This window comes from Microbulbifer sp. ABF4_107, from assembly GCF_056312215.1.
This window is the reverse complement of record NZ_CM149983.1, coordinates 554,456-570,275: the sequence shown is the minus strand read 5'-3', so window position 1 is coordinate 570,275 and position 15,820 is coordinate 554,456. Positions and strand designations below refer to the sequence as shown.

Sequence of the window (15,820 nt, the reverse complement as noted above, 5' to 3'; positions counted from 1 at the left end):
CAATTCCATGCAATTGCCATATGAATACATTAGACTTCGCGCCGCGTGAGGTAGCCGCCAAGAGCCGCCCGCCGAAAACACCCCACGCTACGGGTGACTTTTGACGAGAAGCCATAGGATAGACATGTCGAAGAAGAACGCTTTTTACGCGCAATCTGGCGGTGTGACCGCCGTCATCAACGCCTCCGCCTGCGGAGTCATCGAGACCGCCCGCCAGCATAGCGACAAGATCGGCAATATCTACGCCGGCCTCAATGGCATTGTCGGCGCCCTCAAGGAAGAATTGATCGACGTCAGCCAGGAATCCACCGAGACTATCGCAGCCCTGCGCCACACCCCGTCCGGTGCCTTTGGTTCCTGCCGCTACAAACTGAAGAGCCTGGAGCAGAACCGCGCCGAGTACGAGCGCCTGATCGAAGTGTTCAAAGCCCACAACATCGGTTACTTCTTCTATAACGGCGGTGGCGATTCCGCCGATACCTGCCTCAAAATTTCCCAGCTGTCGGAAAAGATGGGCTACCCCATCCAGGCAATCCACATTCCCAAGACGGTGGATAACGACCTGCCGTTTACCGACAACTGCCCGGGCTTTGGCTCCGTGGCCAAGTACGTTGCCGTCTCCACCAAGGAAGCGGCGTTAGATGTGGCCTCCATGTGCGCCACCTCCACCAAAGTTTTCATCGTTGAAGTGATGGGCCGTCACGCGGGCTGGATTGCCGCCGCCGGCGCCCTCGCTCAGGAACAGGAAGGCGATGCCCCGCACATCATCCTGTTGCCGGAAGTGGCTTTTGATAAAGAAAAGTTCCTCGCCAAGGTGCAACAGACCGTCGCCGACAAAGGCTACTGTGTAATCGTCGCCTCTGAAGGCGCCCAGTACGAAGACGGCACCTTCCTGGCCGACGCCGGCAGTGTGGATGCCTTTGGCCATAAACAGCTGGGCGGCGTAGCACCCACTCTGGCCAAAATGGTCAAAGACGAACTGGGCCTCAAATACCACTGGGCCCTGGCGGACTACCTGCAGCGCGCTGCGCGTCATATCGCTTCGGCCACCGACGTAGAGCAGGCCTACGCTGTGGGCAAGGCGGCGGTGGAAGCGGCGGTGGCCGGCAAGAATGCCATCATGCCGACCATTGAACGCAACGGCACCAGTGCCGCCGACTACAGCTGGACCATTGGCGAAGCTCCGCTTTCCGAGGTGGCCAACGTCGAGAAGTTCATGCCCAAGGAATTTATTTCCGAAGACGGCTTCGGCATCACCCAGGCCGGCCGCGATTACCTGGAACCACTGATCCAGGGCGAGGACTACCCGCCTTACAAAAATGGTATTCCGCAGTACGCGCGCCTGAAAAAGGCCCTGGTGGAAAAGAAACTGAAGGAAGGCTTTGACGTTTAATCGTCACAGGCTTTGCCAATGAAAAAGGCCCCAACCGGAAACGGTTGGGGCCTTTTTTGTTTTGCTGACTCAGTAACTAAACGTTCAGTAAAAGGTGTTGCCGTTCCCACGGGGAAATCTCCCGGTGGAACAGGCGCATCTCCTCGTACTTTACCGCCGCGTAGAGCTGGCAGAAGTCCTCCCCTATTGCCTGGCGCAACTCATCGGCATCGTCGAAGATGCGCAACGCCTCATCAAAAGTCAGCGGGATATAGAAGCTTTCTTCCTGCTCTTCATCCAGTTCCGACGCGGCCGGCGCGCTCGGCTCGATACCGTTGATCATGCCGAGGTAGCCACAGACGAGACTGGCAGCAATGGCCAGATACGGATTCGCATCCACCCCCACCACACGGTTTTCCAGGCGGCGATCCTGCGCACCGGAGTTGGGTACCCGCAGGCCGGTGGCGCGGTTGTCGTAGCCCCAGCCGATATTGGTCGGCGCACTGGAGTTATCCGACAGCACGTAGCGGCGGTAGGAGTTCACGTTGGGTGCGATAAACGGCATGATTTCCCGCAGGTGCTTCTGGGTTCCGCCGATAAAGTAGCGGAACAGATCCGAAGCGCTACCGTCTTCAGAGGAAAACACATTCTTGCCGGTATCGATATCCACCACACTCTGGTGAATATGCATAGCGCTGCCGGGCTGGTCGCGCATGGGCTTGGCCATAAAGGTCGCAAACATACCGTTCTTCAGCGCTGCCTCGCGGATGATGCGCTTGAAGTAAAACACCTGGTCGGCGAGCAGCAGCGGATCGCCGTGTGGCAGGTTGAACTCCACCTGGCCGGCGCCGTCTTCCTGAATCACCGAGTCGATATGCAGGCCCGCGGCCTCGGCAAACTCATAAATGGTATCGATAACCGGGCCGTATTCGTCGATGGCGGTCATGGAATAGGACTGCAGGGAAGTACCCGAGCGACCATTGCGACCGATGGGTGGCTGGATCGGTTCGTTGGGATCCACATTCGGCCGGGTCAGATAGAACTCCAGCTCCGGCGCCACAATCGGCTGCCAGCCCCGCGCCCGGTACATGGCAATTACCCGCTTCAGCACGTTGCGCGGCGCGCAGGGAATCGGGTTGCCGTCGAGATCCTGCAGGTCGTGAATAATCTGCAGTGCCGGCGTTTTTGCCCAGGGAACCGCCATGGCGGTGGACATATCCGGCACCAGCGCCATATCGCTTTCCGCCCACTGGTTTTCGATATCCATCTCCACATCCTGACCGGTGATGGTCTGGTAGAAGATGGAAATCGGCAGGAAGATCGGCGTCTCCGGGGAGAACTTGTTCAGCGGCATCGCCTTGCCGCGGGACATACCGTTCAGGTCCGGGACTATGCACTCCACCTCATCCAGGCGGCGGCCGTTCAGGTAGGCGAGGAAGGCTTCGGGAAGGTTTTCCAGCCAGGTACGTACATCGGGCTGACTCATAGGGGCTCCAGTAAATTGGCCAGGAGATTGGCCAAAGAATTGAAATGGAGTCCGCAGTGTAGTGGAAAGTCTTCAAACAGAGGATAGGCTTTCCTATCGGGTCGGCGAATCCAGACATCCGACAGGCGCGCCAGCGTGTAAAGTTCGAACGCGCCCCATGAGCCGGGGAACTTCTATCTTTTACGGAGAAAGCGAGCTTCCTCTTCTGCACTCGGAACCACACATACCGCATTTTTTCCGAACAACCGATACCGGTTGCGCGCGACGCGGTCGTAAATCCAGTCGCGTACCGATGGCGGAATCAATCGAAAGCAGGTGAGTATCGGCCAGGGAAAGGGGAGCAGTTTTAGAATGCGGAGTATCGCGTCAGATTTTACGTACATCTGGCCACTTTCAACCAGAAGCAGGGTTTCATATTCATCGAGGGGCATATGGAAAAACGACAGGATCGCCTGCCCCTCTTCCGACTGCACAGTGGCGAGTATCAGGCGGCGATGGCGATCGAACTTCAGTAGAAAGCGCGCCCAGAAGGAACACAGCCGGCAAAACCCGTCGAACAGGACCGCGCGTTCGCCTTCCTGAAGATAGGGCACGGTAGCGTTCCGTTTTCCCTTGGACATCTGCGCGGGTCCCTCGCCAGAAACGAAAAGTAGCAAACGACTATAACAAAAAAGGCCGCCCCGGAGTTTCCGCAGCGGCCTTTTGAAAGCGGCGCCTGTTTAGCGCGGCTTCACTCAGGAATCCAGCACACTGCGCACGAAGTCGGTCAGTTCCTGGTCCTGGCTGTTTTCGAAGAAACAAGCCTGGAAACGCTCGCCGGTTACGGCGGTTTTCACCAGCTCCGGATCGATGGCTTTAAGGCCGTCCAGGTAGGCTTTTCCGGTGGCTTCCTTGATGTGGTTCAGGATACCGGCGTTGGCCACCTGGGATTCTTTGCGCTCCGGCGGGTAGCCCTGGCCTTTTACGCCGGTGAAAGCTTTTTCGAACATATAGCGAATGTTCAGCTCCGCACCCCAACCGAAGCCCTTGGCGAAGGGAATGGCCAGCGCGTTGCCGTTATTGATCTGGGCAAACAGGAAGGCGTCAGCCGGATCGATGCAATAGCCACAGGTTACGCCCGGGTATGCGTTCAGGGACATGAGCGCGCCCTGGCCGGTGCCACAACCGCTTACCACGAAGTCCACGGCCTTGGAGTTCAGCAGCAGGCTGCCCATGATGCCCAGGTGGATGTAGGTCAGGCGGTGATCGTTGTCGTCGCTCATACCGGTGTTGTACACGGTGTGGCCCAGTTCGCCGGCAACGTCCTGCAGCTCTTTCAGAACCACGGCGTTTTTGGATGCCTGGCTGAATTCGTTCATCAATGCGATTTTCATTATTTGGTCTCCGGTTGTACCCGTCTCTCTACCATCTTTAAGCAGAAGCAGGACGGGGGACAGGGGTCACTATCGATGCCCGATCAAAAAACAATCAGACCGGGTCGATAGAGGCTATATTCCGTTGAGGGATTATATGTGTTTGGCCGATTAATAAAAACCGGTCAGGCAGCTTTGCAAGGCCACAATCTTCACGTTCGGGTACTTAGCCCACTAAACACCCCACCGACGGCCACGGCGGCCACCACGAATAGAGCCGGCCACCATGGCGCATCGAGTACCTGCAGCGTGAGCGCAGATAGCGTGATCCACAGCAGGGGGACCAGGCAGGTCAACCACTGAGCCCCGCCACGCAGGGCGATCATAAAAATACCGAGGCTCACCACCGCTGTGGGATCCGGGTGCAAGCCGAACGCTTCCGCCTGAGTCCAACTGGCACCAAGCACCGGCGCCAGCAACGGAAACATCAGTAAACCAACCAGAGAAATCAGCACACCGGTGATGTTGTTTGCTGAATGGGACTCCACTGGACCCGCAGTGCCGCGCCCTGTCGCCGCAAGCAAAACCAGCAGCGCCGACTGCGCAATCCAGATCCAACCTAGAATTTGCCCAATCCAGTTCAGATTCGCATATCGCTGTGCGAAAAAAGCCACGCCGACAAATACCCATACCGGCGCAAGAAGTAGAAGCGCTATGCGGGATTTTCCGCGCAATGCGAGTAGCAGCGCCGCAATCCCTACCGCCAGAGTGAACAGCTGCAGCGGCCAGAAGGTTTCCCCCATTCGTTCCAGCATGCGGAAGTACACGTCCGCACTGAAGGGAACAAAATCCTGGATCTGGTAGCTATTCCACTCGCTCATGGTGCGCCCACTTATTCGGTACTTTTCTGGGGAGAATGGATTTACAGAGATTCGATATACGCGACCATTTTCTGTCGTGTCTTTGCATCCGGCAGCGGCGCAGCGCCCGCCGCCATATTTTCGTTCATGTGCTCCACCCGCGAGGTTGCCGGAATGGCACAGTTCACTGCAGGATGACTGACAATAAATTTGAGCAGGAAATCCGCCCAGGTGCGACAGCCAAATTCCTCCGATGCCCAGGCGGGCACTTTTTCCCTGCGCTTCAACCCCTTGATCAGGCTCCCTCCGTCGTAGGGGCGATTGGCGATAACAGCAACTCCTCTCTCCTTCGCCAGCGGCAGCAGCCGCGCCTCCACCTCGCGGTGGGTGATGTTGTAGGTCATCTGGGCGAAATCGATTTCCGTGCTCGCCATCACCTGTTCAAACTCCTGGTGTCGGCGGCCGTGGGAGGTGGTGATACCGAGATAGCGAATAACACCACTCGCCTTCAGTTCACGCAGCACTGCAAGGTGTTCCTGCCAATCGTCCAGGTTGTGTACCTGCACCAGATCAAACGTTTTCAATCCCCAGCGCTCGGCAAGGCTGGCGACCTGTTCGCGAGTAGTGCCACCGGCAGGGCTCCAGACCTTTTCTGCACTGAACAGTGTTTTCGGAATGCCTAACTGTTTCAGTGCAAAGCCGAGGGTATCGGCTGCGGAGCCATACATGGGAGACGAATCGACCAGGCCACCACCGCTGGCAAAAAATGCCTTCAGCACCTGAGTGCGCGCGGCCAGCAGCTCCGGATCCTTGCCCACATTAAACGTGCGCCAGGTACCCATACCGATCACCGGTAGTGATTCGCCACTGATGGGGATTGGCTTGGACAGCAATGCCGGCGACTGAGCACTGGCCAGCCCCGGAAAACCCCAGGCACTGACCACACCCGCGCCCAGCATTTTGAGAAATTGACGGCGTAGTGTCCTACCTTCCATGGTGGCTTCCTCTATTTATTGGGCACTTAACGCGCGCGGTCGCGCCAGTGCAGTGGCGAGAATCAGAATAAAACAGGCGAGCACAAAGACCTTGTTGACGAACCAGTTGGTGCGCCAGATATCCCACTGCGGCTCTGCGAGAAAGAACGCGAACTTGGTGACGATAATCACGATCTCCACCACGGACATTGCGATGGCCAGGGTGCGCAGGTAGCCCGGCTGCCTGAGTAACGCCCAGCCCAGCCACAAATGCGCCACCGGCCAAAGGTCCCAGTACACATGGCTGTCCCAGGGCGCACCGCTGGAAAGGGCGACGGCGATGGGGAACAGGTACTTGATAAACAGCGTCCAGGCCACCAGCACAAACAGAAAGTGGGCGAGGAACCATCGCCAGTGCATCTGTCGATCGATCTGGGCAGTTTCAGCCATCCACTCGCTCCCGCAAAATCTCGGCTGCCAGTTCGAAGGAGCGCAGGCGCGCGGTATGATCGTAAATCGCGCCGGTGACGATCAGTTCATCCACCCGGGTTCGCGCCACAAAACGGTCGATCCAGTCGGCGACTGTGTCGCGCGTACCCACCGCGCTCTCCGCCAGCGCTTGGGCCACTTGCATGCGCTCGGCGGGGCCAGCGATGGTCTCAGGGTCATCCACCGGCGGTTTGATTTTGCCGGGGGTGCCCCGGCGCAGAGCCACAAACTGCTGTTCGATGGAGGTCATCAGCATGCGCGCCTCAACTGCATCGTCCGCGGCAAACACATTGATCGCTGCGGCGGCGTAGGGTTCCGCAAGCGATTCCGACGGTTGGAACTGCGTTCTGTAGAGATGCAACGCCTGATCCAGCATGGCGGGGGCAAAGTGAGAGGCAAAGGCAAACGGAAGTCCCATGGCCGCGGCCAGCTGCGCGCTGTAGAGACTGGAGCCCAGCAGCCAGATCGGCACCTGTAGCCCGGCCCCCGGCACTGCGCGCACCCGCTGCCCCGGCTTTTCCGGGGCAAAGTAGTGCAACAGCTCGCGCACATCTTCCGGGAACTGGTCGGCGGCGTGCAGCGGATCCCGGCGCAGGGCGGTCATGGTGGCGCCATCGGTACCGGGCGCCCTGCCCAGCCCCAGATCGACCCTATCGGGGTACAGGGCGGCCAGGGTGCCGAACTGCTCGGCAATCACCAGTGGCGCGTGGTTGGGGAGCATAACGCCGCCAGCGGCGACGCGGATCTTGTTGGTACCCGCGGCGATATGGCCCAGCGCCACCGCCGTCGCCGCGCTGGCCACACCGGTCATATTGTGGTGTTCCGCCATCCAGTAGCGCCGGTAACCGAAGTGCTCCGCGTGCTGTGCCAAGTCCAGGGAGTTCATCAACGCCGTGCGGGCGTCGCTTCCCTCGGTGATGGGCGAGAGATCCAGTAGTGAAAAAGCGCGCATATCAACTCCTGTACGCGTTTGGCCTTGCGCGAAAAAGCACAATAGGCGATTCAGATATGACCATCCTATCGAAGCTGTTCTCCGTGCACACCACAGTTCCTGACACTTCGCTTATCTGATAGGATCGCGCCCGCAAAAACTCATGCACAACCTAAGGGGTGGCGAAAGCCTGAGATGCTGTAGAGTCATTGAAGACTCGACAGGAAACCCTTGAACCTGATCCGGCTAATACCGGCGTAGGAATAGGTAGTCCACCAGCTCCCCTCTTCACGTCGCGCTCCGGGTCTCTCACTGATTTGTACGAGAGAGCCATGAATACCAATAACGTTTTCAAACCACTCGCCCACGCCATTGGCGCTGTAACCGCGCTGGTCAGCACTGCCGCGCTCGCGGAAACGGCCATCGAGGAAGTAGTGGTCACCAGCCAACTGCGCGCCACCAGCCAGCTCGACACCCCCACCAGCGTATCCGTGCTGGATGCCGCCGCCATCGAAACCCGCGGCGCTACCAACCTTGAGCAATTACTGAACCTGGCCCCCAACGTGAATTTCTCCAGCGGCGCCTCCCGTGGCCGTTTCGTGCAGATCCGCGGTATCGGTGAGCGCAGCCAGTTTATCGACCCGGTGAATCCCTCTGTGGGCCTGATCGTCGACGGTATCGACTTTACCGGTCTGGGCCTCGCCGCCAGCACCCTGGATATGCAGCAGGTGGAAATCCTGCGTGGCCCCCAGGGCACCGTGTACGGCGCCAACGCGCTGGCCGGTCTGGTGAGCATGACCAGCAACGCGCCAACCGCGGAGACGTTTGCAAAGGTATCCGCCGAAGCCGCCCGCTACGGCTCCAGCACTCTGTCAGCCGTGACCAGCGGCCCGCTTTCAGAACAGCTGAGCTACCGCTTTGCGGTACAGAATCAGCAGTCCGACGGCTATGTGCACAACCGTTACCTGGACCGCAAAGACACCAACAATATTGACGAGACTTTGGCCCGCGGCAAGCTGCGCTACCAGGCCAGCGAAGACCTGCAGCTGGATTTCACCCTCTTCTATCTGGACGCGGACAACGGCTACGACGCCTTTACCCTGGATAACTCCCGCAACACCCTGTCCGATCAGCCGGGCTGGGATCGCCAGGAGACCCTCGCCGGTGCCGTGAGTGCACAGTGGAGCGCCAGCGAACTACTCACCATCAATTCCGTACTGAGCGCCGCCAGCTCCGATACCGAGTACGGTTACGATGAGGACTGGTCGTACGTTGGCTTCCACCCGGACGAATACTCCTTATCGGACAACTACGTACGTGACCGCGACAACCTGAGCGCCGATGTGCGCCTGGTCTCCACCGATGAAAGCCGCCTGTTTGGCGGCAGCACCGGCTGGGTAGCGGGTGTCTATCTGCGTACCGAAGAAGAAGCGCTGGAGCGCAACGCCAGCTTTGCCAGCCAGTTCGATACCGACAATGCCGCGGTTTACGGACAGCTGAATACCGAGCTTGGCGCGCGCTTTGAATTGATTACCGGACTGCGCCTGGAGCAGCGCCGCGCGGACTACAATGACAATCTTCAAGTCACCAGCGATACCAGCGAAGACCTGTGGGGCGGCAATATCACCCTGCAGTTCAGCGCCACTGACAACACCATGCTGTACGGCACCCTCTCGCGTGGTTACAAGGCGGGTGGCGTCAACGGCCGTATTATTTCCGCCTCAGAAAACAATCCGGCCATCGGCAGCGAGACCTTCCTGTTCGATACCGAGAGCATGCTGAACTACGAATTCGGGGTAAAAGGTGACTGGCTGGAAAGCCGCCTGCAGGCTCAGGTCGCCGCTTTTTACCAGGACCGCAGCGACGTTCAGGCCAAGCAATCCATTTTCAACCCGGAAGACTTTTCCTTCGATGACTACCTGGCCAATGCCGCTGGCGGTCACAGCACCGGTATCGAAGCGGAAATCAACTTCCAGGCCAGCGATAGCCTGCAACTCTTCGCCACCTTCGGTTGGCTGAATGCGGAATTCGAAGACTTTGTCAGCAGCACCCACGTCGACGGCCGCGATGACAATACCGGCGAGACTTCACCGGTAGACCTTGGCGGCCGCGACCTGGCCCACGCGCCCAACTACCAGTATTTCACCGGAGCGGAGTACGCGCTGACCAATAACCTGAGCGCGCGCGTGGAACTGGAAGGCAAAGACGACTTTTACTTCTCCAACAGCCACAATGAGAAGTCCACCGCCTACGAACTGGTCAACGCACGCCTCACCTACCGCGGCGACAACTGGGACCTGTCCCTGTGGGGAAGAAACCTGACCGACGAAGTGATCTACACGCGCGGTTTCTACTTCAGCAACCAGTTCGGCAACAATCCGGCCAACGGCTACGCGCCGGAAGCCTACTACCAGCTGGGTGAACCGCGCACCGCGGGCATCTCCGGCAGCTACACCTTTTAATTGGGAGCCTTGATATGCAACTCTCCGTAGAAATCAGCATGTACCCGCTGAAAGACGAGTACATCCCGGCCATCAAGGATTTTATCCAGCGCCTGAATGAACAGCCGCAGCTGCAGGTCATCTCCAATACCATGAGCACCCAGGTATTCGGTGATTACGATGTGGTGATGGACGTGCTCAAAGCGGAAATGCGCAAATCCTGGGAGCAGTTCGGGCGCGCTATTTTCGTGTGCAAATTTATCGACGGCGACCTGAACCCCAATATCGGGCTCTGATCCATGCTCTCCCCGGAAATTCGCGAAGCCATCGCCTCCGCCTACGCCGCCATGACCCTATGGGAAGTGGCGGCGGTAGTGCTGGCGCTGACCTACCTGCTGCTCGCCATGCGGGAAAATATCCTGTGCTGGTACGCCGCCTTTGCCAGTACCGCCATCTGACCTGTTCCTGTTCTGGGATGTCAGCCTGTTGATGGAATCGGCGCTGCAGGTTTTCTATCTGGTGATCGCGGTGTACGGCTGGTGGCAGTGGCGGCATCGCAATAGAGAAGGTGAAAAGCTGCATATTCACCGCTGGTCTGCAGCCATGCACCTTTACGCATTCGCAGGGGTTGGCGTGCTCACCCTGATATTTGGCTATGTGCTGGATAGCTATACCAGCGCCGCCCTGCCCTACCTGGATTCCTTTACCACCTGGGGCGCCGTGGTAACCACCTATATGGTCACCCGCAAGGTACTGGAGAACTGGCTCTACTGGATCGTGATCGATGGCGCAGCCATTTATCTGTATATCGACCGCGGCATGTATCTCACAGCCCTGCTGTTCGTACTGTATGTCGTGCTTGTGATCATTGGCTTCTTCCAGTGGTATGCGCTGTATCGCCAGCAACATTCCGAGCCGGAGCAACCGGTCGCGGTATGAATGCACAGGTCGACAAACTGCTCGCCGATGAATGGCGACACTGGAGCGACCAGCAACCGGTTATCGTTCGCCCGCTCGGTGGTGGGCTGACCAACCAGAGCCTTCTGCTTCAGGCTGGCGACGAAAGACTGGTACTGCGTATCAATGCAGACAACTCCGATGCCCTTGACCTGAACCGAACCGCAGAAGCGGAAGCCCTGGCGCGCGCCGGTAGCGCAGGACTGAGTGCCCCGCTGGTATATGTCGACCCCGCCTACCGCTACCTGGTCACCCGCTACATTGACGGCAGGCCACTCGAATTGACAGAGCCGGACGCGATTGCTGAACTGTCGCGGATGCTGCGGCAAATACACCAGCTTCCGCCAATCTCAAAACACCTCAACTACGCCGGCAAAGCCAAAACCTACTGGCAGTCGATCAACACGAGTGATTCTCTCTCCCCGTCGCTGAAACTACTGCGGGAAAAACTCCGGCCGCGGCTAATAGAATGCAGCCAGATCACGAACAATCACTGCCTGTGCCACAACGACCTGCTGCCCGCGAACCTGCTTGTGGGTGAACTCTCGAGGCTGTACGCAATCGACTGGGAGTATGCGGCCTGCGGCCACCCCTATTTCGATCTGGCCACGGTAACCCTCGAGTTTGAAATGGAGAATGATCAGCAGCAGGTGCTGCTCGAGGGGTATTTACAGCGCCCGGTCACAGACGGGGATCTGGAAAAGCTCCAGCGGTGGCAGCAGGTTTACCGCTATCTGGCGATACTCTGGTACACAATTCAGATTCACAATACAGAAACGCCGCCAATGTCACGGGCAGCGCTCAAGTCTGAAATAAATGACCTTTTGGCTGAGCTGCCCTGACGCCCTTAAAGATTTCCACGGCAGGCATCGAGAAAAACGCCCCGGTAGTCGTCCACAGATAGCGGCAACGGATTCCCCGGTGCCGAAGGATCCTCTGCAGCCATATTTGCGATCCGATCCGCGTCCTCCTCACCAATACCGATTTCCGCCAACGTATTGGGGATGCCGAAGTCCCGCCGAAAAAACAATACCCAGTCCAGCACCCCAGCAAAACCCGCACCTGGCAGCGCCAGATAGCGGGACAATCGGCTCATGGGCTCCTCGATGGCCACCCGGTTGGCACTCAGCACATAGGGCATCAGAATCGCGTTCAACAGACCGTGGTGTTTGTCGTAGAGCGCTCCGAGAGGGTGCGCCAGCGCGTGCATGGCGCCGAGCCCGCGCTGAAAAGCCGTAGCCCCCATACTGGACGCCACCAGCATCTGCATACGCGCTTCCAGGTCATTGCCATCGGCCACTGCACGCGGCAGGTAGACATTGATCAGGCGCATTGCCTCCAGGGCAATCCCTTCCGCCATGGGGTGGAAATTGTTCGAGCAATAGGCCTCCAGATTGTGTGACAGCGCGTCCATTCCGGTCGCGGCGGTAATCGGCGCTGGCAGCCCCAGAGTGAGCTCAGGGTCGAGAAGAACAATTTCCGGCAGCATACGCGGGTGGAAAATGATTTTCTTTAGCTTGGCGCCCTCGTCGGTAATCACCGATGAGCGCCCCACTTCCGAACCGGTACCGGCGGTGGTGGGTACCGCAATCACCGGCACCATGCCGCGAGTATTTACCTTCAGGTAGTTATCGCCCACATCCTCGAATTCCCAGATGGGATGAGTCTGCCCGACCATCAGCGCAATCGCTTTCCCCGCATCCAGTGCAGAGCCGCCACCAAAGGCAATCACACCGTCGCAGCCATGAGCCTTGAACACAGCAACGCCGTCACTCACATTCTTGCCGGTGGGATTGCCCTTGATCTCGCTGAATACCGTAAGCGACACTCCGGCCAACAGGCAGTTCTCCACAAGGTTCTGAACCATCGGCAGTGCTGCAAGGCCCGGGTCGGTTACCAGCATGGGCGTTGCCATGCCCATCTCCCTGCACAGGTCCGGTAATTCGCCAACGCGCCCGGGGCCGACACGCATGGCGGTTGGGTAATTCCAATTGGTAGAAAATTGATTGTCGGACATGGTCTGACTCAGAGGTTTAACTTGAAGTGGAAGGATTTCGGGCGGGTGAGATGTTCGAAGCCGACACCGGATAAGGTGCAGCCGCGTCCGGAATTTTTGACGCCGGTCCAGGCCAGAGCAGGGTCGAGATAATCGCAGCGATTCAGGAATACCGTGCCGGTCTGCAGCTTATCTCCTAGCGCCCGTGCGGCCTCTGGATCTGCAGAATAGATGGCGGCGGTGAGGCCGTATTCGCTGTCGTTCATCAGCGACAGTGCGTCGGTATCACCCGCCACCGGCATCACCCCCAATACCGGGCCAAAAGATTCCTCACTCATCACCCGCATATTGTGATTGACGTTGGTAAGCAGCTGCGGAGCCATATAAGTACTGCCGCGCTGGTCCAGCTCAAAATCTCCGCCATCAATATGTGCCTGAGCACCCTGTTCCACAGCCTCATCAATCTGGTCACGCACAAAGTCCGCCGCACTGGCACGCACCAGTGGGCCAAGCGTTGTGGACTGCTGATCCGAGCGGCCGAGGCGATACTCGCGAATCAGCGCAGTCGCACGCCGCACAAATTCTTCAAACAGCGATTCGTGAACATAAGCCCGTTCGATGCCACAGCAGGACTGACCGGAGTTGAAAAAGGCCCCGTCCACAACCGAGGCTACCGCATATTCGAGGTCGGCATCGGCGCGCACGTATGCCGGATCTTTTCCGCCAAGCTCCAGGCCAACAGAGAGAAAACGTCCGGCTGCCGCACTTTCCACCGCAGCCCCGCCGGCGACGGAGCCGGTAAACGCCACATGCTGCACACCGCCGTTGATAAGGATCTGTTCTGCGTCCCGGTGATCCAGATGCAAATACTGGAAAACGCCTTGCGGCAATCCAGCCTCGGTAAATGCTTGCACCAGGCGCTCAGCGCACAGCGGTGTTTGTGCAGAGTGTTTGAGGATGACACTGTTGCCCGCCAGTATTGCCGGCGCGATCGCATTGATAGCGGTCAGGTAGGGATAGTTCCAGGGGGCGATCACAAAGCTGGTTCCCAGTGGCTCCCGGCGAATAAAGCGATTGAATCCCGGCTTTTCCGACAACCGAATATCCGCCAGCGGGCCATTTTCGTTTTCGGCCAGATCTGCCATAAACAGCGCGCGCTCGGCCAGGCCGTCGATTTCACCACCAGCGTACTGAATTGGCCGCCCCATCTGCCAGCAGATCTCTTCCGCCAGTTGCGCCTTTTTCTGCTGCAGGGCGTTCACTGCGGCGCGTACCAGTGCCGCGCGCTCGGACACAGGTACCCGTTTCCAGCTCTGCTGTGCACCTTCAGCGCTGCTCAACGCGTTCTGGATTTCGTATTCCGTGGCCAGCGGTCGCTCGACATAAACGCTGTTGTCGATAGGAGAGGTGCACTGGATTTTTTGCATAAATCTATCGGCTTCCTGCCTGAACAAGGAGGTGAATATCGGACTCGATTAAGGGGGCTGAGTTAAATAATTTCGAAGTAACGCTGCAATTCCCAGTCGCCGATATGCTTGCGGTATTCCCGCTCTTCCCACTCTCGACTCGCGGCGAAATGTTCGACAAACGCGTCGCCAAACAGGTCTCGCGCCGCTTTCGATTGCTTGAGCTTTTGCGCCGCATCCCACAGTGTACGCGGTAGTGCCAGCTCCTCGGGATGCTCCGCTTCATACGCATTTCCCTGCACGGCTTCGCCCGGTTCCCAACCCTGCTCGATGCCGTAAAGACCGGAGCCCAGCGCGACGGCCAGGGCGAGATAGGGATTGGCATCGGCGGCGCCGAGCCGGTACTCCTGGCGCTGAGATTTGTCGCTGCCGGGTATTACCCGCAGTGCCGCGGTGCGGTTTTCCACACCCCAGGTGGCGTCGGTAGGCGCCCAGAAGCCCGGGATCATGCGCCGGTAACTGTTGATGGTGGGCGCGACCATACACAACAATTCCGGCATCAATCGCTGCTGACCGGCGAGAAAGTGCCGCTGGATATCGCTCATGGAGTAGAGCTCGCCTTCGGCATAAAACGCTGAGGCGTTGTCTTTTTTATTGCGCAGAGAGACGTGAATATGCCCACTCTGGCCGGGGTAATCGTTGGACCACTTGGCCATAAAGGTCGCCATCAGGCCACGCCGCTCCGCCAGCACCTTGATAAAGGTTTTGAACAGTGCCGCCTTGTCGCCGGCCGCCTCCGCATTGTCGACAGTGATCGCCGCCTCCAGCACACCGGGTCCGGTTTCCGTATGCAGCCCCTCGATGGGGAAATCCATCTGCTCGGCAAACGCCAGAATCTCGTGGTAAAGGTCCGCGTGTACGGAATTGCGAATCATCGAGTAGCCAAACCAGCCGGGGGTAAACGGCTTCAGGTCCCGGTAGCCCTTGGCGCGGGCGGAATCCGGGGTCTCGTCGAACACGAAGAACTCGTACTCCAGCGCCGCATGGGGCGCAAAGCCGGCCTTCTCACAGCGCTCGATCACGCGCCGCAACAGTGCCCGCGGACACACCGCCTCCGCCGCGCCCTCGAACTCGGCGAGGAACAGCAGCATGCCATCCTCAAATGGCACCTCGCGACAGGTGTGGGGCAGGATACGTACCGGTGCATCGGGGTAGCCGGTATGCCAACCGGTATAGCGGGCGTTGTCGTACAACTGGTCCTGGATATCCCAGCCCAGCACCACATCACAGAAAGCAAAGCCCTTGTCGAGAGCGGAGAAGAACTTCTCCCGGCTCATATACTTGCCGCGCATCACCCCGTCGTTATCAAACAGCCCCACCTTTACATGGGTCAGGTTGCGCGCTTCCACAATCCGCCTGGCGTCGGCCACCGTGCGCACCTCGCGGGGGTTCAGCGCCCGGGGCGTGCCATTGGCCGCGGGGGAAGGGGCAGAGACCGATGTGGTGACGGATGCCGGCGAGGAAGGCGGCAGTTCGGTGGACTCGTCCATGAGAAG

14 protein-coding genes, 1 pseudogene and 1 riboswitch are annotated in these 15,820 nt (G+C 58.7%); of the genes and pseudogenes, 5 read left to right on the top strand and 10 right to left on the bottom strand.

Going from position 1 to position 15,820, the window contains the following annotated elements; all coding sequences use genetic code 11:
- Nucleotides 1-124 precede the first annotated feature (124 nt).
- Nucleotides 125-1,393, top strand: a complete 1,269-nt coding sequence (locus tag ACYX4K_RS02235) for a 6-phosphofructokinase (RefSeq protein WP_475093726.1) — start codon at nucleotides 125-127, stop codon at nucleotides 1,391-1,393.
- Between the two features lie 76 nt (nucleotides 1,394-1,469).
- Here the strand turns inward: ACYX4K_RS02235 and ACYX4K_RS02230 are convergent, their stop codons facing one another.
- From ACYX4K_RS02230 to ACYX4K_RS02200, 7 genes are all read right to left on the bottom strand, one after another.
- A complete protein-coding gene (locus ACYX4K_RS02230; protein ID WP_475093727.1) occupies nucleotides 1,470-2,858 on the bottom strand; it encodes a glutamine synthetase family protein in 1,389 nt (462 codons plus the stop codon).
- Nucleotides 2,859-3,031: 173 nt separating this feature from the next.
- Complete coding sequence (locus tag ACYX4K_RS02225) at nucleotides 3,032-3,478, bottom strand: thiol-disulfide oxidoreductase DCC family protein (protein ID WP_476178756.1); 447 nt, start codon at nucleotides 3,476-3,478, stop codon at nucleotides 3,032-3,034.
- Nucleotides 3,479-3,592: 114 nt separating this feature from the next.
- The gene (locus tag ACYX4K_RS02220) at nucleotides 3,593-4,231 is read right to left on the bottom strand and encodes an RpiB/LacA/LacB family sugar-phosphate isomerase (RefSeq protein WP_043317464.1); all 639 of its coding nucleotides are present in this window, start codon (nucleotides 4,229-4,231) and stop codon (nucleotides 3,593-3,595) included.
- 191 nt (nucleotides 4,232-4,422) lie between these two features.
- The gene (locus ACYX4K_RS02215; RefSeq protein WP_475093729.1) at nucleotides 4,423-5,091 is read right to left on the bottom strand and encodes a DUF6064 family protein; all 669 of its coding nucleotides are present in this window, start codon (nucleotides 5,089-5,091) and stop codon (nucleotides 4,423-4,425) included.
- Between the two features lie 41 nt (nucleotides 5,092-5,132).
- Nucleotides 5,133-6,065: an aldo/keto reductase gene (locus ACYX4K_RS02210; protein WP_475093730.1), complete on the bottom strand. Its 933-nt coding sequence runs from the start codon at nucleotides 6,063-6,065 to the stop codon at nucleotides 5,133-5,135.
- Nucleotides 6,066-6,080: 15 nt separating this feature from the next.
- Nucleotides 6,081-6,494 (bottom strand): hypothetical protein, encoded by a 414-nt coding sequence (locus tag ACYX4K_RS02205; RefSeq protein WP_475093731.1) that lies wholly within the window; start codon nucleotides 6,492-6,494, stop codon nucleotides 6,081-6,083.
- Entirely contained in the window at nucleotides 6,487-7,485 is a 999-nt protein-coding gene (locus ACYX4K_RS02200) for an LLM class flavin-dependent oxidoreductase (protein ID WP_475093732.1), read from the bottom strand. The genes ACYX4K_RS02205 and ACYX4K_RS02200 overlap by 8 nt, the downstream gene beginning before the upstream one ends.
- 144 nt (nucleotides 7,486-7,629) lie before the next feature.
- Nucleotides 7,630-7,745, top strand: a riboswitch (TPP riboswitch).
- 51 nt (nucleotides 7,746-7,796) lie between these two features.
- Between ACYX4K_RS02200 and ACYX4K_RS02195 the strand changes: the two genes are divergently transcribed.
- The 4 genes and pseudogenes from ACYX4K_RS02195 to ACYX4K_RS02180 all read left to right on the top strand — a co-directional run bounded on the left by ACYX4K_RS02195 (nucleotide 7,797) and on the right by ACYX4K_RS02180 (nucleotide 11,704).
- On the top strand, nucleotides 7,797-9,926 hold the full coding sequence (locus ACYX4K_RS02195) for a TonB-dependent receptor (protein WP_475093734.1): 2,130 nt from the start codon (nucleotides 7,797-7,799) through the stop codon (nucleotides 9,924-9,926).
- A 14-nt stretch (nucleotides 9,927-9,940) separates the two neighbouring features.
- Nucleotides 9,941-10,201: a YkoF family thiamine/hydroxymethylpyrimidine-binding protein gene (locus ACYX4K_RS02190; protein ID WP_066966529.1), complete on the top strand. Its 261-nt coding sequence runs from the start codon at nucleotides 9,941-9,943 to the stop codon at nucleotides 10,199-10,201.
- 3 nt (nucleotides 10,202-10,204) lie between these two features.
- Nucleotides 10,205-10,844: pseudogene (gene pnuC, locus ACYX4K_RS02185) on the top strand (nicotinamide riboside transporter PnuC).
- Nucleotides 10,841-11,704: a phosphotransferase gene (locus ACYX4K_RS02180; protein ID WP_475093736.1), complete on the top strand. Its 864-nt coding sequence runs from the start codon at nucleotides 10,841-10,843 to the stop codon at nucleotides 11,702-11,704. The pseudogene pnuC and the gene ACYX4K_RS02180 overlap by 4 nt, the downstream one beginning before the upstream one ends.
- Nucleotides 11,705-11,709: 5 nt before the next feature.
- On the opposite strand, the gene ACYX4K_RS02175 is transcribed toward ACYX4K_RS02180, so the two are convergent.
- From ACYX4K_RS02175 to ACYX4K_RS02165, 3 genes are all read right to left on the bottom strand, one after another.
- Complete coding sequence (locus tag ACYX4K_RS02175; RefSeq protein ID WP_475093738.1) at nucleotides 11,710-12,879, bottom strand: iron-containing alcohol dehydrogenase; 1,170 nt, start codon at nucleotides 12,877-12,879, stop codon at nucleotides 11,710-11,712.
- Between the two features lie 8 nt (nucleotides 12,880-12,887).
- Nucleotides 12,888-14,285, bottom strand: coding sequence for an aldehyde dehydrogenase family protein (locus ACYX4K_RS02170; protein ID WP_475093739.1), 1,398 nt, complete (start codon nucleotides 14,283-14,285; stop codon nucleotides 12,888-12,890).
- Nucleotides 14,286-14,347: 62 nt separating this feature from the next.
- A complete protein-coding gene (locus ACYX4K_RS02165; protein WP_475093740.1) occupies nucleotides 14,348-15,814 on the bottom strand; it encodes a glutamine synthetase family protein in 1,467 nt (488 codons plus the stop codon).
- Nucleotides 15,815-15,820 lie beyond the last annotated feature (6 nt).

Excerpts from the sequence above, each read along its gene's own strand:
- ACYX4K_RS02220 (WP_043317464.1), bottom strand. The coding sequence starts at position 4,231 with ATGAAAATCGCATTGATGAACGAATTCAGCCAGGCATCCAAAAACGCC.
- ACYX4K_RS02175 (WP_475093738.1), bottom strand. The coding sequence starts at position 12,879 with ATGTCCGACAATCAATTTTCTACCAATTGGAATTACCCAACCGCCATG.
- ACYX4K_RS02205 (WP_475093731.1), bottom strand. The coding sequence starts at position 6,494 with ATGGCTGAAACTGCCCAGATCGATCGACAGATGCACTGGCGATGGTTC.
- ACYX4K_RS02225 (WP_476178756.1), bottom strand. The coding sequence starts at position 3,478 with ATGTCCAAGGGAAAACGGAACGCTACCGTGCCCTATCTTCAGGAAGGC.
- ACYX4K_RS02190 (WP_066966529.1), top strand. The coding sequence starts at position 9,941 with ATGCAACTCTCCGTAGAAATCAGCATGTACCCGCTGAAAGACGAGTAC.
- ACYX4K_RS02165 (WP_475093740.1), bottom strand. The coding sequence starts at position 15,814 with ATGGACGAGTCCACCGAACTGCCGCCTTCCTCGCCGGCATCCGTCACC.
- ACYX4K_RS02230 (WP_475093727.1), bottom strand. The coding sequence starts at position 2,858 with ATGAGTCAGCCCGATGTACGTACCTGGCTGGAAAACCTTCCCGAAGCC.
- ACYX4K_RS02215 (WP_475093729.1), bottom strand. The coding sequence starts at position 5,091 with ATGAGCGAGTGGAATAGCTACCAGATCCAGGATTTTGTTCCCTTCAGT.
- ACYX4K_RS02170 (WP_475093739.1), bottom strand. The coding sequence starts at position 14,285 with ATGCAAAAAATCCAGTGCACCTCTCCTATCGACAACAGCGTTTATGTC.
- ACYX4K_RS02200 (WP_475093732.1), bottom strand. The coding sequence starts at position 7,485 with ATGCGCGCTTTTTCACTACTGGATCTCTCGCCCATCACCGAGGGAAGC.
- ACYX4K_RS02195 (WP_475093734.1), top strand. The coding sequence starts at position 7,797 with ATGAATACCAATAACGTTTTCAAACCACTCGCCCACGCCATTGGCGCT.
- ACYX4K_RS02235 (WP_475093726.1), top strand. The coding sequence starts at position 125 with ATGTCGAAGAAGAACGCTTTTTACGCGCAATCTGGCGGTGTGACCGCC.
- ACYX4K_RS02180 (WP_475093736.1), top strand. The coding sequence starts at position 10,841 with ATGAATGCACAGGTCGACAAACTGCTCGCCGATGAATGGCGACACTGG.
- ACYX4K_RS02210 (WP_475093730.1), bottom strand. The coding sequence starts at position 6,065 with ATGGAAGGTAGGACACTACGCCGTCAATTTCTCAAAATGCTGGGCGCG.